Annotated in this window: 16 protein-coding genes; 10 read left to right on the forward strand and 6 right to left on the reverse strand. The window is 62.2% G+C overall.

Features of this window, described 5'->3' with window-relative positions; all coding sequences use genetic code 11:
* Positions 1 to 8: 8 nt before the first annotated feature.
* The 5 genes from GNK13_RS02365 to GNK13_RS02385 all read left to right on the forward strand — a co-directional run bounded on the left by GNK13_RS02365 (position 9) and on the right by GNK13_RS02385 (position 7,636).
* Positions 9 to 3,440 (forward strand): PSD1 and planctomycete cytochrome C domain-containing protein, encoded by a 3,432-nt coding sequence (locus GNK13_RS02365; RefSeq protein WP_235934725.1) that lies wholly within the window; start codon positions 9 to 11, stop codon positions 3,438 to 3,440.
* Between the two features lie 25 nt (positions 3,441 to 3,465).
* Positions 3,466 to 4,908: a DUF1501 domain-containing protein gene (locus GNK13_RS02370; RefSeq protein WP_164100836.1), complete on the forward strand. Its 1,443-nt coding sequence runs from the start codon at positions 3,466 to 3,468 to the stop codon at positions 4,906 to 4,908.
* Between the two features lie 91 nt (positions 4,909 to 4,999).
* Positions 5,000 to 6,094 (forward strand): dipeptidase, encoded by a 1,095-nt coding sequence (locus tag GNK13_RS02375; RefSeq protein WP_164100837.1) that lies wholly within the window; start codon positions 5,000 to 5,002, stop codon positions 6,092 to 6,094.
* A gap of 161 nt (positions 6,095 to 6,255) precedes the next feature.
* The gene (locus tag GNK13_RS02380) at positions 6,256 to 7,128 is read left to right on the forward strand and encodes a manganese catalase family protein (RefSeq protein WP_164100838.1); all 873 of its coding nucleotides are present in this window, start codon (positions 6,256 to 6,258) and stop codon (positions 7,126 to 7,128) included.
* A gap of 103 nt (positions 7,129 to 7,231) precedes the next feature.
* On the forward strand, positions 7,232 to 7,636 hold the full coding sequence (locus tag GNK13_RS02385) for a hypothetical protein (RefSeq protein ID WP_164100839.1): 405 nt from the start codon (positions 7,232 to 7,234) through the stop codon (positions 7,634 to 7,636).
* A 6-nt stretch (positions 7,637 to 7,642) separates the two neighbouring features.
* Here the strand turns inward: GNK13_RS02385 and GNK13_RS02390 are convergent, their stop codons facing one another.
* Positions 7,643 to 9,280, reverse strand: a complete 1,638-nt coding sequence (locus tag GNK13_RS02390) for an alpha-amylase family protein (protein ID WP_164100840.1) — start codon at positions 9,278 to 9,280, stop codon at positions 7,643 to 7,645.
* 243 nt (positions 9,281 to 9,523) lie between these two features.
* On the opposite strand from GNK13_RS02390, the gene GNK13_RS02395 reads away from it, so the two are divergent.
* The 4 genes from GNK13_RS02395 to GNK13_RS02410 all read left to right on the forward strand — a co-directional run bounded on the left by GNK13_RS02395 (position 9,524) and on the right by GNK13_RS02410 (position 14,826).
* A complete protein-coding gene (locus GNK13_RS02395) occupies positions 9,524 to 11,227 on the forward strand; it encodes an FAD-dependent oxidoreductase (RefSeq protein WP_164100841.1) in 1,704 nt (567 codons plus the stop codon).
* 47 nt (positions 11,228 to 11,274) lie between these two features.
* Complete coding sequence (locus tag GNK13_RS02400; protein WP_164100842.1) at positions 11,275 to 12,630, forward strand: PQQ-binding-like beta-propeller repeat protein; 1,356 nt, start codon at positions 11,275 to 11,277, stop codon at positions 12,628 to 12,630.
* Positions 12,631 to 13,342: 712 nt separating this feature from the next.
* Positions 13,343 to 13,762, forward strand: coding sequence for an Hpt domain-containing protein (locus tag GNK13_RS02405; protein ID WP_164100843.1), 420 nt, complete (start codon positions 13,343 to 13,345; stop codon positions 13,760 to 13,762).
* Complete coding sequence (locus GNK13_RS02410) at positions 13,759 to 14,826, forward strand: HD domain-containing phosphohydrolase (RefSeq protein ID WP_164100844.1); 1,068 nt, start codon at positions 13,759 to 13,761, stop codon at positions 14,824 to 14,826. Before GNK13_RS02405 ends, GNK13_RS02410 begins: the two co-directional genes overlap by 4 nt.
* A gap of 109 nt (positions 14,827 to 14,935) precedes the next feature.
* On the opposite strand, the gene GNK13_RS02415 is transcribed toward GNK13_RS02410, so the two are convergent.
* Positions 14,936 to 21,181: an ATP-binding protein gene (locus GNK13_RS02415; protein ID WP_164100845.1), complete on the reverse strand. Its 6,246-nt coding sequence runs from the start codon at positions 21,179 to 21,181 to the stop codon at positions 14,936 to 14,938.
* Between the two features lie 319 nt (positions 21,182 to 21,500).
* Here GNK13_RS02415 and GNK13_RS02420 point away from each other — a divergent pair, with 319 nt between their 5' ends.
* A complete protein-coding gene (locus GNK13_RS02420) occupies positions 21,501 to 22,622 on the forward strand; it encodes a class I SAM-dependent methyltransferase (protein WP_164100846.1) in 1,122 nt (373 codons plus the stop codon).
* A gap of 254 nt (positions 22,623 to 22,876) precedes the next feature.
* On the opposite strand, the gene GNK13_RS02425 is transcribed toward GNK13_RS02420, so the two are convergent.
* From GNK13_RS02425 to GNK13_RS02440, 4 genes are read right to left on the reverse strand one after another with little or no spacing between them, the layout of a single operon-like run.
* Positions 22,877 to 23,764 carry a sugar phosphate isomerase/epimerase family protein gene (locus GNK13_RS02425; RefSeq protein WP_164100847.1) on the reverse strand — a complete coding sequence of 296 codons (888 nt, stop codon included), beginning with the start codon at positions 23,762 to 23,764 and terminating at the stop codon, positions 22,877 to 22,879.
* Positions 23,765 to 23,792: 28 nt separating this feature from the next.
* On the reverse strand, positions 23,793 to 24,827 hold the full coding sequence (locus tag GNK13_RS02430) for a zinc-binding dehydrogenase (RefSeq protein ID WP_164100848.1): 1,035 nt from the start codon (positions 24,825 to 24,827) through the stop codon (positions 23,793 to 23,795).
* Positions 24,824 to 25,534 (reverse strand): orotidine 5'-phosphate decarboxylase / HUMPS family protein, encoded by a 711-nt coding sequence (locus tag GNK13_RS02435; protein WP_164100849.1) that lies wholly within the window; start codon positions 25,532 to 25,534, stop codon positions 24,824 to 24,826. The genes GNK13_RS02430 and GNK13_RS02435 overlap by 4 nt, the downstream gene beginning before the upstream one ends.
* Entirely contained in the window at positions 25,531 to 26,526 is a 996-nt protein-coding gene (locus GNK13_RS02440) for an RluA family pseudouridine synthase (protein ID WP_164100850.1), read from the reverse strand. Before GNK13_RS02440 ends, GNK13_RS02435 begins: the two co-directional genes overlap by 4 nt.
* Positions 26,527 to 26,566: the final 40 nt, after the last annotated feature.

The raw sequence follows: 26,566 nt of genomic DNA on the forward strand, positions 1-26,566 counted from the left end.
GCCGGAACGTGAATGCCTGGATTTCCTCTCGAGTCAGTTGGCTCTGCGGATTGCTGTGGCTGCTGAGCCTCCCGGCAGTCGCGGCCGAGGATGCAGCGGATGCGGCCGCCAATGCAGCTGCCATCTCAGCCTCTGAACGGTTCTTTGAGAACCAGGTGCGGCCGGTCTTGCTCGAGCACTGCGCCCCCTGCCACGGCGAAGAGCAGGAGGCGGGGCTTCGTGTCGACTCGCTGCAGGGACTGCTCACCGGGGGCGATTCCGGCCCCGCGGTCGTCCCCGGCGATGCCGCCTCGAGCCTCGTGATCCAAGCGATCCGCCACCAAGGCGGATTGGAGATGCCGCCGGACGAACCGCTCGAGCCGCAGCAGATCGATGCCTTGGTCGCGTGGGTCAACGGCGGAGCTTACTGGCCGGCGAGTGACCGGCGGCCTGGCGGAAAGGACGCTGCGGGCGCGGGATCAAGTCACGCCGGGGCCGCGGAGGCTGCCGCGGCCGACGAGCACTGGGCGTTTCAAGCGGTCGCGGAGCCTCCAGTTCCGGTACCGGAGCGGAGCGACTGGGTGCGGACTGCCGTCGATGCTTTCGTACTGGCTAGACTCGAGGCGGCCGATCTGGAGCCATCGCCCGAAGCGGACCGCCGGACGCTGATCCGCCGCGCCAGCTACGCCGTGACCGGACTCCCCCCTTCCCCGGAGGAGACGGAGGAATTTATTCGCAGTTCCGATCCCCAGGCTTACGAGCATTTGATTGAGCGTCTGCTCGATTCACCACGCTATGGGGAGCACTGGACGCGGCACTGGCTCGATGTGGCTCGCTATTCGGATACCAAAGGATACGTCTACGCCCGGGAAGAACGGTTTTGGGTTCACGCGTGGGCGTATCGCGACTGGGTGGTCGCGGCGCTGAATCAAGATTTGCCTTATGACCGGTTTCTAATGCTGCAGATTGCCGCCGATCAGGTGGAGGATCGCGAGCAAGGCGATTTGGCGGCGATGGGATTTCTGACCTTGGGGCGGCGGTTTTTGGGGGTTGAGCATGACATCATTGACGATCGCATCGATGTCGTGACCCGCGGCACGATGGGACTGACCGTTGGCTGTGCCCGCTGCCACAACCATAAGTACGATCCTATTCCAACCGCCGACTATTATTCGCTGTACGGGGTATTTGACAGCTCGGCCGAAAGGGTCGTGCCGCTGGCGGAACCGGAGCCCGATTCGGAGTTCGCGCGCGAACTGGAAACGCGTCGACAGAAGCTGGCTTCGCGGACCGCGGAAAGCCGCGCGGAATTTTCAGCGCTCGCCCGGCGGCGCGTGGGAGAGTACCTCCGCGCTCAAACGGAACTGGAAAAGTATCCCAACGACGGCTTTGACCAGATTCTACAGAAAGACGATCTCTTACCGGCACTGGTCCGCCGCTGGGATACCTATCTCCGCAGCGCCAAGCATCGCGGGGATCCGGTCTTCGCTGCCTGGCATGCCTACCGCGATCTTGCGACAGCGGCCTTTGCGGAGGAAGCGGTCGCTGTCACCGAGCAACTCCAAAACTCGCCCGAGTCCGCCGTCAACCGCGAAGTGTTGGCGGCCTTCGAAACTCCGCCACAATCGTTCGGCGAAGTGGTCGATCGCTATGCGGCCTTGCTGGGAGAGGTCGAGAGCCGCTGGCAGACTCTTGTGAAAGACGCAGCGGCGAGTGGCGGAGATTCTCCGGTCGGGCTGGCCGATCCGGCAGCGGAAAAAATCCGCCGCGTCCTCTACGGGACTGGATCACCGTGCGAAGTGCCCGACGAACCGATCGTGCATACCGAAGATTTGTTCGACTCGGCGACCTGCACGGAGTTGTGGAAGCTGCAGGGTGACGTCGATCGTTGGATCATCGCCGCCGAGCTGCCGATTCCTTATGCGTTGACGCTGGTCGATCGCCCGGTTCCCGTCGAGCCACGCATCTTTCGCCGCGGCAATCCGGCCAACAAAGGGGCCGAGGTTCCGCGACAATTCTTGGAGATTCTGTCTGGTGAATCCCGCCAGCCCTTTCAGAAAGGGAGCGGCCGTTATGAGTTGGCCGCGGCGATTGCCAGTCCCACCAATCCGCTCACGGCGCGAGTTCTCGTCAATCGAGTGTGGACACATCACTTCGGCCAAGGACTGGTTTCGACACCGAGCGATTTCGGAACCCGCGCGGAGAAACCCTCGCATCCCGAGCTGCTCGATTACCTCGCCGCGAGATTTGTCGCCGAAGGCTGGAGTCTAAAAAAGCTGCATCGCTGGATCTTATTGTCATCCACGTTCCGACAGGCGTCGAAGCAGCCAAATCCTTCGGAAAGTTGGCTGGACGCCGAGCGTGTGGATCCGCAGAACCGACTGCTATGGAGGATGAATCCGCATCGGCTGAGCTTCGAAGAGTTCCGCGATTCGTTGCTCACTGCGTCGCGCGCACTCGACTTGGAGATTGGCGGAAAGCCGGTCGAGATGTTTACGGCTCCGTATCCCGCTCGCAGATCCTTATACGGACTGGTCGACCGGCAATTTTTGCCGACTTCGCTGCGGGTGTTCGATTTTGCCAATCCGGATCTTCACATTCCCCAGCGAAGTGAGACGACCGTTCCTCAGCAATCGCTGTTCTTTCTCAATCACCCGCTGGTGATCGAACATGCCAAAAAATTGGCTTCGGGAGCGGATGTCGAGGACGAGTCGGCAGCGATCGAGTACCTCTTCGAACGGGTGTTGCAGCGCGAGCCCTCATCGCGAGAGAGACGCGAGGCCCTGGAGCTGGTCCGTGCGCTCGCATCGGAACCATCCCCCAAGGCTTCGCTGACTGCGAAGGATTGGCAGTACGGTTACGGAGAATTCGATGCGGCAAGCGAGCGAGTCGCCGATTTTCAACCGCTGCCGCACTTTACTGGGACCGCGTGGCAGGGTAGCCCGGCATGGCCGGACCCGAAGCTCGGCTGGGTGCAGTTGACCGCCGAGGGAGGCCATCCCGGCAACGATCGCAAGCACGCCAGCATTCGTCGCTGGACCGCCCCAAGGTCGATGGCGATCACGCTTCGGTCTCACCTCAAACACGAGGCGGCGGCCGGAGACGGTATCCGTGCTTTCGTCGTCAGTTCCCGCGCTGGACGATTGAAAGACGCGGAGATCCATCAACAGGAAGTCGAGCTGACGATCGATCGTCTGGACGTCGAGGCGGGAGAAACGATCGACTTTGTGGTGGACATTGGGAACGTCCTGAACAGCGATCAGTACGTTTGGAAAATACAATTAGAAGCGTTGGTTTCCGATCCTGGTCTCGCGGCAGTCGGCACCTCCGCGGCTTCGGAACCGCGGCCGGCGTGGGATTCGAGCGAGGATTTTGTTGCGGACCACGTGCAGCGACTCAGTGCCTGGGAGCAGCTCGCCCAGATTCTGTTGTGCACCAACGAGTTTTTGTTTGTCGACTGAGCCCTGCCAACGGAGCCTGAAGACGATGTCCAAACCCACAGCTCCAAGTCCTGACTGGCTTGGCCTGAGCAGTCGCCGCGATTTGCTCCGGCGCTCAGGGCTCGGAATCGGGGCCCTCGGCTTGTGGAGCGTGATCGGTGATGAGGGACGGCTGATCGCGGAGAGTGACCAAGCCGGTGGAGGACCGCTCGAGGTGCGCTCGCCGCACTTTCCGGGGAAGGCAAAACGGGTGATCCATTTCTTTCTCAATGGAGGCCCTTCGCACGTCGACACCTTCGATCCCAAGCCGGCTCTGGCAAAGTATGCGGGTCAGCCGCTCGGGGAGACGCTGACGACGGAGCGGAAAACGGGAGCCGCGTTTCCTTCGCCGTTTAAGTTTCGGCGGTATGGCGAGTCGGGGATCGAAGTCAGCGAATTGTTCTCACGCACGGCCCAGCACATCGATGAGATCGCCGTCGTCCGCTCGATGTATGCTCAGGTACCGAACCACGAGCCGTCGTTGATGTTGATGAACTGCGGAGACTCGGTCCAGCCCCGGCCGAGCATGGGGGCCTGGGTCATGTATGGACTCGGGACGGAGAATCAGAATCTGCCCGGCTTCATCGCCATGTGTCCCGGTGGGCTGCCGATCAAGGACACCGAAAACTGGCAATCGGCGTTTTTGCCTGGAGTTTTTCAAGGCACCTATGTCGACTCTCAGCATCGCGAGTTCAGGCGGCTGATCGAAAACATCGAACATCCCCACGTCTCCACGGCGGACCAGCGCCGCCAACTGGATTTGCTTGCCCAGTGGAATGCAAGGCACCTCTCGGAGCGGACCGATGACCGGCTGGAAGCGAGAATTCATGCTTATGAGTTGGCTTTTCGCATGCAGCATGATGCGGCCGAAGCGTTCGACCTTTCCCGCGAGCCGGCTTACATCCAGGAAATGTATGGGACCGAAGTGCACGGTCGCCAAACGCTGATCGCTCGCCGCTTGCTCGAACGGGGCGTTCGCTATGTGCAGCTTTGGCATGGAGCAGGACAACCGTGGGACAACCATGAGAATATCGAGGACAACCATCGCCGCTTGGCGGGCCAGATCGATCAGCCGATCGCCGCACTGCTGAGCGATCTCAAACAGCGAGGGATGCTCGAGGACACGTTGGTGCTGTGGGGTGGTGAATTCGGTCGCACGCCGACCGTGGAACTCGGCGGCGATGGCAATCCGAAGCTCGGCCGCGACCATAACCATTACGGGTTTACGGTCTGGATGGCGGGCGGCGGGATCAAAGGGGGAACGGTCTACGGCGGGACCGACGAATTCGGATTCAAGGCGGTCGACCGGCCGACGAGCGTCCACGACTTGCACGCGACGATTCTGCATGCACTCGGGCTGGATCATCAGAGGTTAACCTATCGCTACGCGGGCCGCGACTTTCGGCTGACCGATGTTCACGGCAACGTCATTCGTGATATTCTTGCCTGACCCTGCCCTCCGGTGTCCCGCCCCCTCCGGTGTCCTGCCCCCTCCTGTGTCCTGCCCCCTCCTGTGTCCCGACTTCTGTGAAATGCCTGCGATGCGATTGATCTTTGACGCGCACCTGGACCTCGCCTGGAATACCGCCTCCTTTGACCGCGACCTGACGCTCTCGCTCGACGAAGTGCGGGCGGCTGAGTCGAACATGCAAGATGGACGTTTTCGCGGACGGGGGACGGTGACGTTTCCGGAAATGCGGAAGGCAGGCATCGCCGTCTGCATTGGCACGCTGTTGGCGCGCAGTGGTCCGGAGCATCAGCGGCAGACTTCCTATTTGCGCAAAGAGCTCGACTACGCCACGCGGCTGGGCTGTTATGCCGCCGCCCACGGTCAATATGCCTGCTACCGTCACTGGGAAGCGACGGGCGAAATCGCGATGCTCCGCACCCGCGAAGAACTGCAGCGGCATTGGCAGCGGTGGGAGGCGGCATCGAGCTACGCCGATCTGCCGATCGGGGTCATTCTGTCGATGGAGGGGGCCGATCCGGTGATGGCGCCCGAGACGCTCGAGCAGTGGTGGGATCTCGGACTGCGGGCGATCGAGCCGGCGCACTACGGGCGAAGTCATTATGCGAGCGGCACGGCGACCGAGGGGCCGCTGACCGACGCTGGACGAGCGCTCGTCGCGGAGATGCAACGGCTCGGCGTCTGCTTGGATGTGACGCACCTGAGCGATGAGAGCATGGAGGAAGCGCTCACGTTGTACGAGGGTCCGGTCTGGGCCAGCCACCATGCCTGCCGCTCGCTGGTTCCTGGCGATCGTCAGCTGACCGATGAGCAGATCCGCCGCCTTTGCGCCCGAGGGGGCGTGATCGGCGCTCCGCTGGACGCGTGGATGCTCAGCCCCGGGTGGGTCAAAGGCCAAACCGATCCAGCCGGGACGGGGCTCAAGGACGTCGTCGACCACATCGACCATGTCTGCCAATTGGCCGGCGATGCGCTGCACGCCGGGATCGGAAGCGATCTCGACGGCGGTTTCGGAACCGAGCAGACGCCGGGCGATTTGAATTCGATCGCCGACCTCCAACGTCTCGGCGGTTTGCTCGCGGACCGCGGTTATGCCGAAGCGGACATCGACAACATTTTCAGCGGCAACTTTCTTCGGTTGCTCAGCGAGAGTCTACCGCCGGCGTGAGTCCGGCCCGGCAGTCCTCCCCTCGTTCGAGAATTTTCACGGAAGATTCGAACTTCGCGGAGTGGACAGAGTGGATGCGAGCGCTACAGTGCCCCGCCACGGGCTGTTCGTGGCGGACGCTCCATTCGCCAATGCTCCACGCGCTTAGGATTTCCGGGATTATGTTCTATCACGACGGCGGGAAGCTGCAGTATCCGGTGCGGGTCGAGAAACCCAATCCGCTGTTCGCCAAGGCGCTTCAACAAGCCATCGGCGGAATCGAAGGCGAGATCCGCGTCGCCCTGCAGTACCTATTTCAGGCTTGGGGAGCACGGGGGCCGAGCAAATACCGGGATCTGCTGCTCGAGACGGGGACAGAGGAGCTCGGCCATATTGAAATGCTCGCCACCGCGGTGGCATTGAATCTGGAAGGGGCGCCGCTGGAGATGGAGGAGGCGGCTAAAGATCCTATCGTCTACGCCACGCTGGGCGGGATGAACGTCCGCCACGTCATTTCGACTTGTATGGCTGCGATGCCGGTCGACAGCGAGGGCGTGCCCTTTAACTGCTCGCACGTTTACGCCACGGGAAATCCCGCGGCGGACATGATGGCGAACGTGACTGCTGAGTCGACCGGCCGGATGCTGGCGACCCAGTTGTACAAAATGACGGACGACCCGGGCATGAAGGATATGCTGGCCTATCTGGTCGCCCGCGACACGATGCACCAGAACCAGTGGCTGGCGGCATGGGAAGAGCTCGGTGGGAAAGACGCCCATCCGATCCCCACTTCGTTCCCACAAGAACAGGAAAACCAGGACGTCAATTACACGTTCATGGTGTTTGGAAAAGACGATTCGGTACCGGTGCCCGAGGGACGCTGGTCCGACGGCGAATCGGTCGATGGAAACGGCCAGTTTAAGACGGTGCGGATGCGTCCCCTGGGTGAAAAGCCGCAGCTCGGTCCCGCCTCTCCCAAAGCGGCCGTTCAATCGGTTCAGCTGCCACCGGTCGGTGAACCCGAAGCCCGTTCGCAACGGAACGACAGAGGCTAGTGCTGCCTGCTGGCCAACGCCGGGATGGGGCGCGTCGAGCGATCCCATGAGACGCGTCCCCGGACGCTATGAGTTTTTCTTTGTCCTGCAAAGGTGAGATCCGATGGAGAAAATGATTCGCCGCCATGCCTTGCGATCCATCGCCGGTGGTGGGCTAGCCGCTGCGCTGATCGGGGGAAGCGAGGCGACAGCGGATTCGCAGCTCCCCCGGAACTCCGCTTCCGGTGTGCTGGTGAGCGGGACTCTGACGCGCGAGCACGCGGCAGGGCGGAAGATGTCAGGCTTCATCGAGACGGGCGTTCGCGAAGGAATCACGCTGTGCAGCCTCGTGAAGCAGGATTCAAAAAATCCAGCGATCGAGTCGATCTTTGCAGCTCCCGAGCAGCAATCCGGCCGCGCCGGGGTACGGGTCACCGTCGCGTTTTTTTCCGACCCGGTGGGGGACCTGACCTTCAGCCTCCTGCACATGCCGGCCGCTTCGGAATCCGCTCCGGTACGCTCGGTGTAGTCCCAGCTAGCGACGATCGCTTCCGAGTCGGAACCAGCGATATCCGTAGCCCGAAATTTTTATGGGATCCGCGGGGCTCTCGAGTTCGGCGTAGGGTTGGTCGGAAAGCAATTCGATAAACTGCTCGCCATCCTTGCTGTGCAAGTCGAGTCGGATGGTCCGCGACCGTTCACCAAAGTTGTGGACGACGATGATGCTTTCGCCACGCCACTCGCACTGATGGGCCGTAATCTGTCGGTCTTGGGTTTCCAGCGTCCGACACTTTCCCCAGCCGATCTCAGGGCACTCCTTGCGGACTCGAATCATCCGTTCGGTGATGCTCAGCAGCGAGTCGGGATCTCGCTGTTGAGCGGCAACATTGACTTGCTCGTAACCGAACGGTCCTCCGCTGACCGGCGGGCGAATGAGCTGGTCGGGGTCGGCGCAGGAGAAACCCCCGTTGTGTTTGTTGGCCCATTGCATCGGTGTGCGGATGCTGTTGCGTTCGGGGAGCGAGAGGTCTTCTCCCATCCCAATCTCCTCGCCATAGCGGATGACGGGGGTTCCGGGAAGTGAGAGCAACACGCTGTGCGACAATTGCAGGCGGCGCTGGTCGCCCTGGACCATCGGGGGCAAGCGTCGACGAATGCCGCGATTGTAGATCTTCATCGATTCTTCGGGTGCGAACTCCGCATACACCTCCTGCTGTTGCGACTCGTCGAGCGCGTTCAGCGTGAGCTCGTCGTGGTTACGAAGGAAGTTCGCCCATTGGGCCATCGGGGGGATCTCGGGAGAATCTTCCAATGCCTTGCAAAGCGGCCCGCCTTCTTCGCGAGCGAGGGACAGCATCACGTGTTGGTTGAGCAAAAAGTTAAACAGCATCTGGCATTTGTTCCCGTCCCCAAAGTACTTGATGGCGTCGCTGGCCGAGACGTTGGCTTCGGCGAGCAGAATGGCGTCCCCGCGCCTCCATGAGAGGTAGTTGCGAAATTCTTCGAGATACTCAAACGGGTCGGAAACGTCGACGTTGTGGAGGGCTTTGAGCTCGATCAAAAACGGTGCGGCATCGATCCGAAATCCCGAGACCCCGAGTTCGAGCCAAAATCCCATGATCTTACGAATTTCATCGCGGACCCGCGGATTGGCGATGTTCAGCTCCGCCTGGTGCTCGTAGAAGCGGTGGAAGTAGTACGCTTTGGCTTTGCGGTCATACGTCCAGGTTGACTTCTGAAAGCCGGGGAAGATCAGTCCTTCGTCGTGGTCCGCCGGCTTTTTTTCGCTCCAGACGTAGAAGTCGCGGTAGGGGGAGTCCGGGTCACTCCGCGCCTGCTGAAACCACGGGTGATCGATCGACGTGTGATTGACGACCAGATCGATGATCACCCGCATGCCGAACTCGCGGGCTTGGTGCATGAAGTCCACGAAGTCGCCCAGATGGCCCAGCCGCGGGTCGACGTTGTAGTAGTCTTCGACGTCGTAGCCGTTGTCGCGGTTCGGCGAGGGATAGAAGGGGAGCAGCCACAGGCAGGTGACGCCGAGCCCCGAGAGGTACTCGAGTCGGTGGTTCAGCCCGTTGAAGTCCCCGATTCCGTCGTGGTCCGAATCGTGGTAGGTCTCGACATCGAGGCAGTAGATCACCGCGTTCTTGTACCACAGGTCGAGCATGATGCTTGCTTTGCCAAAGGGGTGACGGAGGCCCCGCCCCGCCGTCTCGCCGCCTGCTATGATGTTCCTCGTGGCAGAGAAGTTGGAGAAGGGCGGCTGAGTTTGCTGCTGGATCGACGGCTTTGAAGTGAACGGCTTTGGGGGTGACGGTTTCCGGGTGAGTGAAAGTGGGGCAGCGGATCGCCCCCTGCAACTCCTGAGCCGTGGCCCGATTAATCGAATGAGAGCAGGAGAAGGTACGAGATGCGACGACGGGAATTTGTTCGGTGGGCGGGGCTATCGGTGCCGGCGATTTTGCAGGGGGGGCTGCTGAGCGGCATGCTCCGCGGCCAGGAGGCCCGGCTGCCCTCGGAATTGACCGCCGACGTGATTGTCATCGGCGGCGGCCTCGGTGGGTGTGCTGCCGCCTTGGCCGCGCTGCGGGCCGGAAACCGCGTGGTTCTGACCGAGGAAACCGACTGGCTCGGCGGGCAATTGAGTGCCCAGGCCGTGCCGCCCGACGAACACCCCTGGATCGAGTCGTTCGGAGCGACCCGCAGCTATCAAGCGCTTCGCCAGGGAATTCGCGACTACTATCGCGAGCACTACCCGTTGACCGCGGAGGCTCGAGCCCAAGCCCATTTAAACCCCGGCGGCGGCAGCGTCTCGCGGTTGTGCCACGAGCCGCGAGTCGCTGTGGCCGTGCTGTACGAGATGTTCGCTTCCTACCTCGGCAGCGGGCAATTGTTGATCCTGCTGGACCATCGTCCCGTGGCCGCCGAGGTCGAAGGGGATCGCGTCCGTTCGGTCACCTGTCGCAGCCTGCGGGACGGAGGCCAGATCACGCTCGCAGGGCCCTACTTCGTCGATGCGACCGAGATGGGCGATCTGCTCCCGCTGACCGAGTGTGAGTACGTCACTGGGTTTGAGTCGCAGAGCGAGACGGGGGAACCGCACGCACCGAGCGAAGCCCAGCCGGCGAACATGCAAGCCTGCACGTGGTGCTTTCCGATGGAATACGTCGCAGGAGAAGAGTTCACGATCGCCAAACCCGAGCAGTACGATTTCTGGAAAGACTTCGTCCCCGAACTCGATCCGCCGTGGCCGGGGAAGCTGTTCGATTTCACCTACAGCCATCCGGCGACGCTCAAACCGCGCACGCTGGCCTTCGATCCTGCCAAAGAAGCTTCGGGATGGTGGCTCTATCGCCGGATCGCCAACAAAGCGAACTTTACCGAGGGAAGTTATCCGGGCAGCATCTCACTCGTGAATTGGCCGCAAAACGACTACCTGCTCGGCAATCTGTTCGAGGTCTCGGACGAGGAAGCCGCTCGGCATCGCGAAGGGGCGCGGCAGTTGAGCCTCTCGCTGCTGTACTGGCTGCAGACCGACGCACCGCGACCGGATGGCGGAACCGGATGGCCGGGGCTGCGGCTGCGGCCCGGGCTGGTCGATACCTCCGACGGGCTGGCCAAGTACCCTTACATCCGCGAATCTCGGCGGATCCGGGCCCTGGAAACCGTCGTCGAACAGCACCTGAGCACCGACTACCGCATGGAAGAAACCGGACTTTCTCGCGAGGAAGTGACCGCCGTCGACTACCGCGACTCGGTGGGCATCGGCAGCTATCGGATCGATCTGCATCCGAGCACTGGAGGGGACAACTACATCGACCTCAGCTCGCTGCCGTTCCAAATTCCGCTCGGCGCCCTGATCCCTCGGCGGCTGACGAATCTGCTGGCCGGCAACAAGAATCTGGGCGTCACGCACATCACCAATGGCTGCTACCGGCTGCATCCGGTCGAGTGGAATATCGGCGAAGCGGCCGGAGCGGTGGCGGCCTACGCGCTCCGCGTCGGAGAGACGCCAGCCGCGATCCGCGAAAACGGATCGCGGCTGAGTCAGTTCCAGCGGCAGCTGCGGAGCGACGGCGTGGAAACCGCTTGGCCCCGCGCCCGTCCCCGCTGAGTGCTTCGAGCTATGTCCCTGTTCCCACTGCCTGGAGGGCCGGAATGATGAGAGTGTTGGCTGCTGGATTGATCCTGTGGAGTGTTGCTGCCGGCGGGATTTCGCCGCAAGAAGCCCCTGCTCAGGAATCACGGGGACATTGGCCCCAGTGGCGGGGACCGGAGGCGAATGGAGCGTCCGAGACGGCCAATCCGCCGATCGAGTGGGGGCCGGAAAAGAACGTCAAGTGGAAGGTGGCCGTGCCGGGGCAGGGGAGCGGTTCGCCGATCGTTTGGGGCGAGCGGGTCTACCTGCTCACGGCTCTCAAAACCGACCGGCAGCAAGAGCCGCGGGCCGAGGCTCGGGAGGAGACTCCGGAGGCCCCGGGAGGTGGAAGGCGGGGACGTGCTCGAGCCGAGGCACCCCACCACTATTACCAGTTCATCGTGCTCTGCTATGACCGGGAGAGCGGCGAGGAGATTTGGCGGACGGTGGCGGCCGAAGAGGTTCCGCACGAGCCCGGCCATGAGACCAACAGTTTCGCTTCCTCTTCGCCGGTCACCGACGGGAAACGGTTGTTCGTGTCGTTCGGGTCGCGGGGAATCTTCTGCTTCGACATGAACGGCAATAAGCAGTGGGAACGCGATCTTGGACAAATGGAGACGCGGGCCGGCTTTGGCGAAGGAAGTTCACCGGCGCTCGATGGCGATGTGTTGATCATTCCTTGGGACCACGAAGGGGACTCGTCGGTGATCGCTCTCGATGCCAACTCCGGAAGGACGCTGTGGGAATCGGAGCGCGATGAGCGGACGACCTGGGCGACTCCGCTGATCACGGAGTACCAGGGACGCAAGCAAGTCATCACCAACGGCACGCGAGTCCGCAGCTACGACTTGAACACAGGGGAATTGCTCTGGGAGTGTGGCGGCCAGGTCCAGAACCCGATTCCCTCGCCGATCCGGTTTCGCGATTCGGTGATCTGCATGACCGGTTTCCGGGGCAACGCGATCTATTCGATCTCGCTCGAGGCTCGCGGCGATGTCACCGATACGGCTGAAGTGCTTTGGAGCCGCGAAGACGCAGCGCCCTACGTTCCCTCGGCCGCCCTCTACAAAGGCCGGCTTTACCTGACGAAAGCCAACAACGCGATCGTGACTTCGATCGATGCGGAGACGGGTGAAGTGGTGATTCCCCAGCAACGTCTGCCTGGAATCCGCATGCTCTATGCCTCGCCGGTCGCCGCTGCCGAGCGGATCTACTTCACCGGCCGCGATGGGACGACCGTGGTGATCAAGCACGGCGACGCGCTGGAAGTCTTGGCGACCAATTCCATCGGCGAGCCGGTCGATGCCTCCCCCGCGCTGGTCGGAGATGAACTACTGCTGCGAAGCAGCTCGCACCTCTACTGCATCGCACAGCCCTGAGCCGACGGCGCTGATCCTCACCATCACCCTCCCCCCGGGGAGGGTCGGGCTGGGATGGTGAAAAGCCCGGAGGAAAAGGTCGCCAGAAGTAGAAACGGCGAGTCAGAACATCACCCTCCCGCTTGCGGGAGGGTCGGGCTCTTAGGCCCGGGGAGGGCAATGGGTTTCGATACGAACTCTCGATTGAGCCGTTAAAAAACAAGCCAATTCGTCGAGGAAAAAGGGTTACACGCACTCATCACGCGAGCGTCTACCGGCCCTCCCCGCTCGTTCCTCGCGACCCTCCCGGGGGGTGGCCTGACGAATATGTTGCTTTGCTGTTAAATAAAACTACCCGGCGACAAACGACGGTAAATCCAGTCGCACCAATTAGTTATGGCGATAAAATCCGGGCAGTTTTAAAATGCCCTATGTTCGCCAGTCGCCCAAGTTGCCGTCATATTCGTCAGGCCACCCGGGGGGAGGGTGATGTTTATTTTTTTCTGACAAAACGCGCAATCACCCTCCCGATTCGGAGGGTGATTTTTTTATGCGCGGCGTCCCCGCTTTCGTGGGGGAGGTGCGGTTTTCCGCTGCTTTGCTGCCGCCTGCGGAATGCGACGTAGATTCCTCTAGAGACGAATCCTCCGGGAATGAATTCCCGGGGGGCCGGCGGTCGCTGCGGGTTGACTGTCGAATCGAGAGAAGCATTGGGATCAATTCGAGTTTGCCGATGGCGACGATGATGGCGTTGGAAACAGACGCGTGCGACGCACTGCTCAATTCAAACTCCCTGGTCGAGCGATGCATGGGCAACCTCGACCTAGTGCAGCGATTGTTGAGTCGTTTTGCGGACTCCGGCCGCCAAGACTGCGAGCATCTCGAAGCGGCGCTTCGAGCGGGGGATCTCCGGACGCTCGCCTCGGTCGCCCATCGTCTCAAAGGCAACTCCGCGACGATCGGAGCCGAGCGAATGGCTCGGCTCGCATCGCGGATCGAACGCGAGAGCAAATCGGCTGGGGCTGCCAACCTGGATTCAGTTCTTAATTCTCTGGTGGCGGAGATCCGCGCCGTGCAGGTCGAAGTGAGCCAGCGGTGCCACGAGTCGCTGGATGCTTTCCAAAACCTTGGAGCGAATGGAGGTGGCGAGTGAATATTCTGCTCGTCGATGACGATCCGACGAATTTGGCCGTGCTGGAGAATTCCGTGCGGTGTTTTGGATTCGAGCCGACCACGGTGGAGAACGGCCGCGACGCCCTGCGATTGATTCGCACCGGGTCGTTCCAGATGGTCATTTCCGACATCGAGATGCCGGGTATGTCGGGTATCGAGTTGTGTCGCGAAATTCGCGGTCGGGCCACGAATGGTTACGTCTACATCATCTTGCTGACGAGTTACTGCGACACGGAAAGCGTCATCAAGGGATTGGACGCCGGCGCGGATGACTACATGAGCAAGCCGTTCCACCCGGCCGAGCTGCAGATGCGGCTTCGCGCCGGCAAGCGGCTGCTGTCGCTCGAAGGTCGCGATTTGGTGATCTTCACGATGGCCAAACTCGCGGACCATCGAGACAACGAGACCGGCGCCCATTTGGAACGCATGCGGCTGTATACCCAGTTGCTGGCGAGCGAGCTCTCGAACTGGCCGCAGTATCGCAACACGGTCGATGGCCAATACGTGCGGTTGATCTATATGACCAGCCCGTTGCATGACATTGGTAAAGTCGGTATTCCCGACCGGATCTTGCTCAAGCCGGGGCCGTTGACTCCGGAGGAGTTTGAGATCATGAAGACCCACACGATCATCGGAGCCGAGACGCTTGAATCGGCCGCCCAACATTATCCGGAGGCGGACTTTCTGCGGATGGCATACGAAATCGCTCTCACCCACCACGAACGGTGGGATGGAAGCGGCTATCCGAACGGATTGGCGGGCGAACAGATCCCGCTCTGTGGTCGAATTACGGCGCTGGCCGATGTCTACGACGCGCTGACGAGCCGACGCGTCTATAAACCTGCGTTCTCCCACGAGAAAGCCCGTCGGATCATCCTCGACGGGGCGGGCTCGCATTTCGATCCCGCGATCGTACAAGCCTTCCTCAATGTCGAGAGAGAATTCATCCAAATCCAGCACCGCGCGGCGACCGATTGCGTGGAGCAAAGCCTGTTTCAGGTTCCCTCGTTCCGGTCGAGTCTCAACCTCCCGATGACAGTTTGAGACGCGTTTCAGGCTCTGTCAGAAAACCCATCACGACACCCTCCCCGGGCCTGAGAGCCCGACCCTCCCGGGGGGAGGGTGATGCCAAAAGGGAGTTTTCCAACAGAGTTTAACTTGATGGGGTGGAGAGTTCGGACTGAATGATCTCTGCGAGCACGCGGAGCATCTGGTTCGCGTCGAACGGCTTTGACAGATACCCGTCCATGCCCGCTTCGTAACACTGCTTTTCATAGCCGTTTAACGCGTGGGCCGTGACGGCGATGATCGGGGTGCGACGGCCGTGCTCGGATTCCCACTGGCGAATTTGCCGCGTGGCTTCGAGCCCATCCATCTCGGGCATTTCCAGATCCATCAGGATCGCGTCGAACGTGCCGCTCTGGGCGGCGCGGACGGCTTCGCTACCGCTGTCGGCCGTCGCGCAGCGGTGTCCCAGCATCTCGAGCAGTCCCACAGCGACCTCCTGATTGATCGGACCGTCGTCTGCGACCAGAATCCGCCAGCTGGCCGATGGCGGGGGGCTCGCGGCGAGCGAATCGGGCACGGCAACCGGGGCGTCGGCCGCGGGGCTGGCGGCGAGTCTGGCGGCGGGGCTGGCGGCGGGGCTGGCGGCGGGGGGAAGGGAGCGTGGTTCACTCGCCACTCGGCGAACGACTTCGGTGAGCTCGTCGCCCACGATCGGCTTGGTGATCAGGCGGTCGTCCGCGAGCGTCAGGCGGAGCGCCGGGGCGGTAACGCGATCGATCGAAACGAGCGCGACCACGGGGATCGCCTCGAACCGCTGGTCGACGGCGAGCACCTCCAGCACGCACTTCGTCAACGCGTTGCTGCGATCTCCATCGAGGACGATCACGGTTTGGCCCGTTCGCAGGGAGGATCCGTCGGCCGGAGCGTCTCCCTCGTTCCGCTGAAGACCCTCGGTCAGAAAAGCGACCATCTGCCGTGGCGACTGGGCCACCGCGGCCTCCGCTCCATCGTTGCGAAGCGACGCCAGGTAGATTTGGGAGGCGAGCTCGCTGTGGCCGCACAGCAGAACGCGGTATCCCTCGAGCCGCCGCCCGATCGGAGCCGACAGCTCCTCGGATGCATCCTGGATCGCTTCGAGAGGTAGGGAGAAGGAGAAGGTGCTTCCGGTCCCCACCTCGCTTTCCACCGTGATCTTGCCTCCCATCAGTTCCACCAGTTCGGCGGAGATCGTCAGCCCCAGTCCCGTGCCGCCATAGCGCCGCGTCGTCGAGCTATCACTCTGGCCGAACGATTCGAAGATCGTGGTTTGCTTCTCCGCCGGAATCCCCACGCCCGTGTCTTGGATGCTGATCTGGTACCGCGGTTCGCTTGCGGAGTCTTGGCTCAGCGCCACCCGCACGCAGACGAATCCGTGCTCGGTGAACTTGAGCGCGTTGCCCATGAGATTCATGATCACCTGGCGGAGGCGAGTCGGGTCCCCCCACACCCGTTGCGGCACCTCGGGAGCCAGATCGCAGATCAGCTCGACCCCTTTGCGTGCGGCCGAGACCGCGAGCAAGCGGACGGCGTCGCCGACGACCCGGTGCAGTTCGACCGGGATATGTTCCAGTTCGACGCGGCCGGCTTCGATCTTCGAGAGGTCGAGAATATCATTCAGCAGACTCAGCAGTGCGTCGCCCGACTGCTTGACGACGCCTAAGTATTTTCGGTGCTGGGCGCTGGGGTCTGAGCGCAGCGCCAGATCGGTCATCCCCAGGATGCCATTCATCGGCGTCCGGATCTCGTGGCTGATCGTGGCTAGGAATGCGCTTTTCGCACGGTTCGCCGACTCGGCTGCGTGCATCGCTTGGCGGAGTTGTTCCTCGGTGCTCCGCAGCTCGCCCGCAATCCGGATCAAGTCGAGGTTGGATGCGGCCAACTCGCGAGCTCGCGTTTCCGCCGCAGCCGTTCGTTCGGCAACCCGCTCTTCGAGGGTCGCGTTGAGTTTGGAGAGCTGGGCGAAGTTCTCCGCATTCTCCAGTGCAGCTCCGGAGATCGTCGAAATGAAGTCGGCGAGACGCTCTTCGTGGGGACCAAAGAATTCGCGGATTTGGCGGTGCTCGACGTACAAGCACGCCACGGTGCGGCCGCGGACTTGGATCGGCGCGCAGAGGACCGATTGGGCTTCGAGAAACTCCGAGCCGACGTGCAGCCGTTCGAGCATCGGCTGGGTGAAAGCGACCGTCCGCTGCAAGCCGACCGCATACTGCACCAGCGGATGCTCGAACGTGAGCAGTGGCGGAGCAACCGCGGTGGCCTCCTCGGCGACCTGCTCCTCGTCGAGCGAGACGAGCACGCACTGCTCTCCCCGGAGCAGGCGGAGGGCCGCCGCTTGCGCCTCGCGATGGATGATCGAAGCTTCCAAAGCAGAGGCGATCTTACGGCCCGAATCGAGCACCGCATCGAACTGGTCGAGCATCGACAGGCTCGCTTCGCCTACCGATCCGGCCCGTCGGTCGCGGTCCTCGTCGTCGCTGCGATCGAGCGCGGCGAGGATGCCGTGCGCTTCCTGCAAGTCTTCCTCGGCCGAGTCCCAACCGACGCTGCTGCCGATGGTTCCCCGCACCCGGAGCGTTTCGGCAATTTGCCGCTTCGCTTGCTGGGCGCGCGCGACTGCCAAGCTGCGATTGAGCAACCGCCGGGCATGGCGGAAGCGTCCTTGCATGGCGACGATTCTGGCATATTCCCGCAACGCCTGCGGGAGATCGTTTTTGCAGGTGCGACTCCAGAAGACGGCCCCCCACGCCACCTTCCGTGCGCGTCGCAGCAGGCGTTTGCGGTGCCGGATCTGGTAGGGAGACAATTGCTCGAGTTGCACGCGGAGCGCCGTCGCCAGCCAAGTCAGCGGCGGCTGCGTGTAAGCATTGTTGATTCCCGCTTGCTCGGCGGTGCGGACCGCTTCGCCGAACGCCGCGACCGCCCCCTCCACGTCCTCCCGCTGCAGCGCTGTCACGCCACTGGCGATCAGCAACTGGACCGCGCGCTGCGCGTCCTGATGCTCACGGCCGATCTCCCGTTCGAGGAGTCCTGGAGGCAGGGGCTCGGTATCCGCGCGGGCCCAGACGTCCAGGATGATTCCCGAGGCAAGGCTATCGCCCAGTTCGATTCCCGACTGGTAGTTTTTCTGTGCCTCTCGGACCGCCTCTCCATATTCGCCGAGATGATAGAAGGAAGCAGCGATCTGATAGCGGGCGATATGAATTTGCCAAAAGTCTCCGGTCCGCTGCAGCAGGGTGATTGCTTCGCGGCACTTTTCAATGCATTCGCGATACCGGGAACTCGCGTATAAGACGATTCCATGGTAGTGCAGCGATTGGCCTTGCCCCCACTGGTCATTCAAGCCCTGGCGGATCGCGAAACTCTTGGCTGCGTACTTGTAACCGCGGTCATATAACGCCAGCATCCCGGTGACCGGCGCATGCTCGGCGTAGGCGGTCGCCAACTCCGCGGTCGGGAGGTACCGCTCGGCCAGATTGAACCCGCGGAGGTGGGCGCCGAGGCAGAACCGTTTGCTGCGCGAGTACCATCCGCCGTGGGCCAGATGACTCAATAGCTGCAGTTCGAGCCGTTCCTCCTTCGTCGGCAAGCGGCGGAGGCGGTGGACGAAGATTCGTGGCAGCAGCGTGTGGAGGGTTTGCACGCCGCACTGCCAGGCGGCGAAGATCGCCCAGCCGAGATGGGTTTTGGGGACGGAGCAGCCGAGCATCCGCAAGGCGTTCTCGAAGCCGACCGTCGCCGCTTCCATGTCGCCGCGTTTGAAATCCAGTTCCGCGAGCTTTTTCAGCACCTCCGCCTTGGCCGATTTACCGTCGGCTAGCTGCGCGGCCCGCGTCAGCAACCGTTCGGCGCTGTCGTATCGGCCGCGGAGCGTGAGGACATCGGCCATGCCCTCGACGATCCGCCGCCGCTCTTCGCGGGGGACCGTGAGCAGCCCCTTGATCGCAATCTCATAGAGCGCTTCGGCGGCTTCGAGAGAGTACTGGGCACGCGCCTTTTCCGCAGCCTGGACGGCGAACGGTAGCGCCCGCCGAACCTCGCCTGCCGCGTCGTAGCAGTAAGCAATTTCGGCCTCGCGCTCCGGAAAGTGCTGCTCCAAAAAGTCTCCCGCGCGGCCATGCAACCGAGCGCGGTCTGCCGCAGCCATGCGATCGAGCAGGCTGGCTCGGATCAAGTCGTGCACGAACAGAAAATGGTTACCGTCGGGGCGAGCCCAGACGAGACGGCGGCGACGAACCTCATCCATCGACGCGACGGCCTCTTCGAGCGGCTGCTCACACAACTCGGCGACCATCTCGAGCGAAAACTCTTTTCCAATGACCGCCGCGACCGAGAGCAGGCGCGCTGTCGGTTCCGGAAGCAGGTCGATACGCCGCGCCAGGAACGAGGCGGCGTGACGCGACGACTGCAGATCGCTCAGCGCGTGCGGCGCGATCGTCCAGCCTTCGCCCCCCGGAACGAGAGTGCCCGCTTCGACCAGCCCGCGCAAAACGGCCGACGCCATGAAGGGACTGCCGTCGGCCAGCCGCGTGATCCACTCGATCGCCTCCTCCGGTAGCGCCCCGGCCATCGATTCGGCCAGCCGGCGAATCTCCGGGGGAGCGAACGTGCTCAGCCGAAAGTGGCTGTCGGTGGGAATCTCGCGCAGCAGATGCGCCGCTCCAACCTCTTCGCTGCGAAACCCGATCACGATCGTGGTGTGAATCGTGTTCGCGTCGCTTTTGGATCGGCACCAGCGCCGGAGGACCTTGCAAGTCAGCTCGTCGGCCCATTGGCAGTCGTCCAACATCACGACCGTCGGCTGTTCCACGTCCCCCATCGCGTGCAGCCAGGCGGCCAAGGCGTCGATGGTTCGAGCTTCCGCGAATGCGCTCGGCGCGCGGTCGTCCGATGCGATCGCTGCGCTCTCACCCAAAACCTCACGCAGCTTCGGCAGCGCGGCGAGCAGCACCGAACGGTGGTGTCCGACCCGCTCGCCGACCCGCTTGGACCACTCCGGTTCGCTCGCGGCAGCCGCTGCAAAAGACTCGGCAACACTGTGCAGAAGGTGTAGCGGCTTATGGGCGACCTCGGTCGCGCCGTAACCCCGCACGACGCACAGACCGTGGCGGCGAGCCCGTTGATCGAATTCGGCGAGGAGACGCGATTTGCCTCCCCCGGCCTCCGACTCAAGCACCACTAACCCGCCAGCTCCGGATCGCGTTTGCTCGAAACGCGTCTCGATCGCTTCGAGCTCCTCACGCCGCGAGACAAGTGCGGGATCGGTCAGCGTGCATCGTCGGTCGGAGAGCCCGATCACGATATCGGAGAGGGCGTCGCCTCGCTGAATCGCCTCGACGACCTGCGCCAGATCATTCAGCACCGCCTCGGCGCGCTGGTATCGGTCCCGAGGGTCCTTGCGCAGCAGGCGGTGCACGATCTCCTCGAGCGCGCGAGGTACATCCGCGCCGAGGCAGAGGTCGGGTAATCGGCCCGTCAAGTGCGCCAAGAGCACTTGGCCAACATCCACTCCAGTATAGGGAACCCGGCCGGTCAAGCACTGAAATAATAAGATACCCGCCGAGTATAAGTCGGAAGCATCTGCAACGTCATAATCGAGCGATCCGGCCTGTTCGGGAGAAATATAATAAGCGGATTCTAACGCCTGCTTATGCATTCCGAGCGAAGGGGAGAAGGAGCGAGTCACTCCAATATCGACTACGATCGGCCGCAGGTTCGGTGCGCCCGGTGCGAGAATAACATTCGTCGCTTTGAGATCCCGGTGGAGGACCCCGGCGGTGTGCAGATCCTCCAGTGCTGAAAAGATTGCGGTGGCCGTGGTCAGCGCTTCCGACAATTCCAGCGGTCCGTCTTGCAGGCGGCGAGCCAAGCTGGGCCCCGCGATCGCTGGCATGACCGCATAGCAGCCGGATTCGATCCGTCCGAATTCGAGCACCGGAGCAATGGTTGGACTGCCGAGTCTCCCACGCACCGCGCAGTCGCTCTCCAGGCGGCTCGCCGCGGCGCGGGTGATCGATTGGAGCGGCCACCACTTGAGGACCACCGGGCGGCCATCGGCTCGGGATTCACAGGCCCAGCTGCTTCCGCTCAGCCCGGAACGCCGCAACTGACGGAAGGCGAACCGTGCCGCCAATTCCGCGAGCTCCGCGGGGACTTCCTCTGCGACTGGGTCTGGAGCGCCATCGTTTTGCCGATTCGTCGGTTCCATCGCCTTCTTCCATTTCCTCCTTGCATGCCGCTCCAGCATGGCGCGGCTCGCTCCGCAGCCAGCGGCTCGCCCCGCAGCCATCATCGGCCCCGCCTCCATCATCGGACCCGCCTCCAGCATCGGACCCGCAGTGATCGGCCGGCTCACTTTGCGCCACTCTTTCCGATTACACAGCCGGAACAATCCGCAACGCTCGCCAAATGCGCAAAGCCGCGTCCAGCTTGACGCTCCTTTGGGGGTGTTAGGTTTTGCCACAAGTATGAGTTGTAGGAGAATTTTACTCCTTGTATTGTGGATACCCGCAAGATGATTTGACATCATTGAAACACATATGAGACTGCGTCCAGTTATGACGGTGGTAGGTCACTTGCTTGCTGTAGCAGCGATGCGGGTCGGCAGACATTTGGGCCGTCTGGGAACTCATCCTTAGCTGGGGCTTCTACCTCAGCCTTCTCGGGGAAATCTGATGGACGCTACTCTGACGAAAGACTCGTCTTTGAACGTGAAGAACCGCTTGCAGGAGTTCTTCCAAAAGGATGTCGAGGAATTGAAGGCGAATCTCGAAGCGCTCCGCAATGAGATCGACCCGCAGGAAGAGCCGCTGAACGCCGGGCATTTGCAGCGGATCGGCGAACTGCTGCTCAAGTCATGCGACGACTGCCGCCGCGTGGAAGAGGATCTCGCCGGGCAGATGGATTCGATCACCCCGGTTCAGGAAGCGTTTCGCAAGGAGATGGCTCCCTGGTTTTCCCAAAGCTGGATTGCCAACCGAGCCCAGACGAAGCCGACCGGCTTTCCGGGCGACTGCATGATGTTGGCGACGATCTATGACGAGCATGTGCCGACCCGCGGACTTGGCGGCTATCTCGACGCATGCCTGCTGACGCTTCCGCTGGGCATTGCCGTCAAGGAGCGAATGAAGACCGCTCAGGCGTTCTTGACGCAGGAGATTTCATGGCGGGAGGGCGACGTTCGCATTTTGGATATCGCTTCGGGTCCTTGCCGTGAATTTCTCGGTTGGACCGACCGGGCTGAAGAGAGTCGAATCCTGCTGACTTGTCTGGACACCGACCAAGAAGCGTTGGGTTACGTTCGCGAAAACGTGGTTCCGACTGCGTCGGGAATTGAGCAGTTCCGGCTGGAACGTTACAACGCGCTCCGCACCAAGTCGGCTCAGGCAACGGAGCGGAATTTTGGCCGCTTCGATGTGCTCTACAGCGTGGGGCTGGCGGACTACATTCCCGACGAGCCGTTGATCGCGATGCTCCAGGGCTGGCGTGAGAGCGTCGACGAGGGTGGGATCGTCTACGTCGCCTTCAAGGACTGCCGTCGCTACGACAAGACGCCCTACCAGTGGCATCTGGATTGGCACTTCCTGCAACGGACCGAGGAGGACTGCCGACGACTGCTGGCGGCGGCAGGCTTCGATTCCGCGACGATCGAAATGGAGCGTGATGCCTCGGACATCATCATCCATTTCTTCTGCCCGATCGGAAAACCTGCCTTCACTCGTGTCGACGCTGCCGAGCCGGCCGTTCGCGCGCCGCGACTCCGCCGCACCAGCGTTACCGGCACGCCGACGCTGTAGGTTTCGGAAGTCAAATTTCACCCTCCCCCTGGGCATTGGTTTCTACCCAAGTCCAAGGGCTAGGAAGGGCACAGCCAACACCCTCCCCCTGGGAGGGTCGCGAGGAACGAGCGGGGAGGGTTTCCGCAACGATGAGTTACATTTAGGACGCAATCGTTGAGGATGGTTCTCCCTCCCCTCGCTGACGCTCGACCCTCCCGCGGGGGAGGGTCGATGGTGGGTCGTGCGACTTACGTCGAGACCAATGCGACGGTTCACTCGCTCCAGTGCTGGGCGATCTTGCGACGCAGGAAGGCGACGCTTCGCTGCAGTTGTTCGAAGCCATCGACTCCGTCTTCGATACTGATCCAGCCGTCGAAGGAAGCGCTGCGGAGTTCCGTAAAAATCGCGTCGTAGTCGTTCAGTCCGCGGCCGATTTCGCCATGTGCCATGCGCGCGGCATAGCCCTGCGAGCCGACCTCTTCGCGACGCAGATCTTCGAGCGTCCCCGACGTTAGGTACCGGTCCGAGGCGTGCATCGTGACGACTCGGTGTTTCACTTTTCGTAGCAGTTCGAGTGGATCTTCTCCCGCGATGAGAGTGTTCGACGGATCGTAATTCACCCCAAAATGGGGCGACTGAATCCGTTCGACCAGATCGCAGAACACATCGATGTGCTGAGCGAATTCTGGGTAGCTCCAGTAGTTGTCCTTGTAATGATTTTCGAGGATCAACGTCACGCCGTGTGATTCGGCGTGCGGGAGGCAGGCTTCGATGCACTCGGCCGCGTAGGCGATTCCCTCGGCGCGTTGGACTTCGGGACGACGTTGGCCCGACAGGACGCGGCAGTAGTTTCCGCCGAGTGCGGCGGTCATTTCGATCCACTGTTTCTCCCGCTCGATTTGCTCGCGGCGGAACGCAGGATCCGGGTGAGTGAAATCGGGAGAGCAGCAGAGCATCGGCATTGCCATCCCGCGGCTTTCAACACTGTGGCGATAGTGAGACCAGCGACGTTCGTCGCCGAGGTCGAGAATTCCGCAGTAGAATTCGAGCCCCTCGACATTCAGACCCGCTGCCAGATCGATCCACTCGTCGAGTGACATTGAACCATCGACGCACAGCGCGTCCATGTAAGCCTTGGGAAAGACTGCGAGCTGGGGCATGTTGCATCACCTGCGGAATCGACGCTTGTTAGGAATTCCGGTGGGGTTGGATGACCGCTTTGACGATCTGGCCGGAGGACATCGCTTCGAAAGCATCCTGCCACTGCTCGATGGGCCAGGTGCCGCCGACGATCGGGCGGACGTCCAGATCGCCGGTCGCCAGGAGCTGGATCACCGATTCCCAGATCGGCCAGTTGTGACTGAAGCTGCCGCGGAGCGTGAGCCCTTTCTGCACCAGCGGATCGAGTGAGAAATCGAGCGGTTGCGGGCCCCATCCCACTTTGCTGATCCAGCCGCCGGGGCGAACTGCCGCGATCGCAGTTTTCAAAGCGGCTGACGCTCCCGCCGCGTCGATCGCCCCGTCGACTCCCAAGCCGTCGCCAGCTCGGGCCCATTCGGTCGGGTCGCCGACGATATCCTCGCATCCGTACTGGCGGACGATTCTGAGGCGTTCGGCGTCGCGCGGCAGGCCACAGACCGCCACCCGCGCGCCCTGCAGGCGCGCGACCGCAGCGCACAGAATTCCGATCGTACCCGCACCGATGACCAGCACCCGGTTGCCCGGGCGGATCTCGCCGTGGTGGACGACCGCGTTGTAGGCGACGCAGCACGGTTCGGTGAGGGCGGCGATCTCGAGCGGAAGGGTCTCAGGCACTTGGTGCAGGCAACGGGCCGGAACGCGAACGAATCGCGTCATGGCGCCATCGACTCCGTAGCCAAAGCCCTTTCGCGAAGGGTCGAGGTTGTAGAGCCCTTGGCGGCTGAGCGGCGAGTCCGCATCGATGACGGCGGCCGTCTCACTGACGACGCGGTCGCCGAGTTGGAATTGGGTCACCTGAGCGCCGCGATTCGCGATGGTCCCGGCGAATTCGTGCCCGAGCACGACGGGATAATTCACCGGCCAACTGTGGTGCGCCGTCCACTGGTGAAGATCCGAGCCGCAGACACCCACCGCCGCGACTTCGAGCAGCACCTCGTCGTCGCCGATCTCGGGCGTCGGGAGTTCGCGAATTTCGACGGCCCCAGCTTGATTGGCATAATTTACGACCGCTGGCATCTTCATGCTGTTTTTCCTGTCGGATCGAGATGGTAAGCATGAACGCTCTGGCAAATTTTTCGCAGAGCGCCTTCGACGTCGCCTTGAGCGGTTTGGAATTTTTCGGAGTCGATAGTCAGTGGGGCTCCGAGGACGACCAATTCGGCTCCATAGCGGGGCGTCTCGATCGCCTGTTCGATCGAGAGACCACCGACGGCCTGAACGGGGACCGGGACGGCCTGGACGACTTCTCGCAACTGGTCGAGCGGGCTGGGGGGCTTTTTGCCTGCCGCAGCGATCCCGCGTCGCTCGTCGTAGCCGATGTGATGGACGATGTAGTCGCAGCCGAGATCGGCCAGCCGCCGCGCCCCGGCAACCATATCGGCACAGGCGAGATTGTCTCCCATCACCTTGAGGCCGAGGTCGCGGCCCGCCTTGACGACGCATTTGATCGTCTCGTCGTGTGCCGCCGCCATCACGACCACGTGTGTTGCGCCCGCTTTTCCCATCAGTTCCGCTTCGAGCCAACCGCCGTCCATGGTCTTCAAATCGGCGACGATCGGAGTCTTGGGAAATCGCTCGCGCAGGGCTCGGACGCCATGCATCCCCTCGGCGATGATTAGCGGAGTTCCCGCCTCGAGCCAGTCGACGCCGGCCGAGAGAGCCATTTCGGCGGTCGCCAACGCTTCTTCAATCTCGGTGATATCCAACGAAATCTGGACGATCGGCTTCATCGAGCGTTCCTCGGCTTCTTCTTTTTTTGAGGTGGTGGGGCGGCCGGTTGGGGAAGTTCGGGAGCATCCTTGAGGGGGCGGCCGTTGATGAACTTTTGCAGCGGTTGGGGCAACTCGGACCGGAACAGCATCGCTTTGCCGGTGACCGGGTGCGTCAGTCCGAGCGTCACGGCGTGCAGCGCGAGCCGTTTTTGAACCCACCGTGGATGGACCGCTTGGCCACTCCCGTATCGTGGATCGCCGAGAACCGGATGGCCAGCGTCGGCGAAGTGGACGCGAATTTGGTTTCGCCGTCCCGTCTCCAGCCGCACTTCCACGACCGTCGCTCCGTCGAGCCCTTTGAGCACGCGGTAATGCGTGATCGCGAGCTGTCCCTTGCTTTGGTCGAACGTCGAGAAGCGATCGAGGTTGTTGCCCGTCTCGAGGTAGGACTGGAACGTGCCTTCGCTGGATTGCATCTCACCAGCGACGATCGCGACGTAGCTTCGTTCGGGTTTGCGTTGTTTGAACTGGTCCTGGAGCTGAGTCACGATCTGTGGCGATTTGCCGAACACCAACAGTCCGCTGACGCCGCGGTCCAGACGGTGGACGACGCCCGGTTCTCGTTTTTTCCGAGCGTGGCTGAGATAGACTCCGACGCGATCGAAGAGCGTGTTTTCCTCGCCCCGTTCGGTCGCCACCGTCAGCACGTTGGGAGCTTTGTTGACCACGATCAAATGGTCGTCTTCGAACACGATCGAGAACGCTCGATCGACCCAAGCTTTCGGCTTTTCCCGGTAACCGCGATTGGGGTCGTAGCGGACGACGACTTGGTCGCCTGCTTCCACGGCCGTCCCAGGATCTTCACACCGCAGATCATTGAGCGTCACGCAGTGGTGATCAAATAGCCCCCGCACCTGACTGCGGGAGAGCTCGGTGAGCGTGCGGACGACCAGGTCGATTCGACCGGCTTGTTCGGCGGTGACGGCGGCCGATTTTGTGATGATAGGCATGCTCAGATCATAGGCCCGGCCAGCGCCACCGCGAAAGCAG

Origin of the sequence: Candidatus Laterigemmans baculatus (genome assembly GCF_010367455.1) — a bacterium.
Taxonomy (GTDB): domain Bacteria; phylum Planctomycetota; class Planctomycetia; order Pirellulales; family Pirellulaceae; genus Laterigemmans; species Laterigemmans baculatus.

What these genes read in the sequence shown, in the direction of transcription:
- GNK13_RS02370 (WP_164100836.1), top strand. Translation starts at nt 3,466, where the DNA reads ATGTCCAAACCCACAGCTCCAAGTCCTGACTGGCTTGGCCTGAGCAGT.
- GNK13_RS02375 (WP_164100837.1), top strand. Translation starts at nt 5,000, where the DNA reads ATGCGATTGATCTTTGACGCGCACCTGGACCTCGCCTGGAATACCGCC.
- GNK13_RS02380 (WP_164100838.1), top strand. Translation starts at nt 6,256, where the DNA reads ATGTTCTATCACGACGGCGGGAAGCTGCAGTATCCGGTGCGGGTCGAG.
- GNK13_RS02385 (WP_164100839.1), top strand. Translation starts at nt 7,232, where the DNA reads ATGGAGAAAATGATTCGCCGCCATGCCTTGCGATCCATCGCCGGTGGT.
- GNK13_RS02390 (WP_164100840.1), bottom strand. Translation starts at nt 9,280, where the DNA reads ATGCTCGACCTGTGGTACAAGAACGCGGTGATCTACTGCCTCGATGTC.
- GNK13_RS02395 (WP_164100841.1), top strand. Translation starts at nt 9,524, where the DNA reads ATGCGACGACGGGAATTTGTTCGGTGGGCGGGGCTATCGGTGCCGGCG.
- GNK13_RS02400 (WP_164100842.1), top strand. Translation starts at nt 11,275, where the DNA reads ATGAGAGTGTTGGCTGCTGGATTGATCCTGTGGAGTGTTGCTGCCGGC.
- GNK13_RS02405 (WP_164100843.1), top strand. Translation starts at nt 13,343, where the DNA reads ATGGCGACGATGATGGCGTTGGAAACAGACGCGTGCGACGCACTGCTC.
- GNK13_RS02420 (WP_164100846.1), top strand. Translation starts at nt 21,501, where the DNA reads ATGGACGCTACTCTGACGAAAGACTCGTCTTTGAACGTGAAGAACCGC.
- GNK13_RS02425 (WP_164100847.1), bottom strand. Translation starts at nt 23,764, where the DNA reads ATGCCCCAGCTCGCAGTCTTTCCCAAGGCTTACATGGACGCGCTGTGC.
- GNK13_RS02430 (WP_164100848.1), bottom strand. Translation starts at nt 24,827, where the DNA reads ATGAAGATGCCAGCGGTCGTAAATTATGCCAATCAAGCTGGGGCCGTC.
- GNK13_RS02435 (WP_164100849.1), bottom strand. Translation starts at nt 25,534, where the DNA reads ATGAAGCCGATCGTCCAGATTTCGTTGGATATCACCGAGATTGAAGAA.
- GNK13_RS02440 (WP_164100850.1), bottom strand. Translation starts at nt 26,526, where the DNA reads ATGCCTATCATCACAAAATCGGCCGCCGTCACCGCCGAACAAGCCGGT.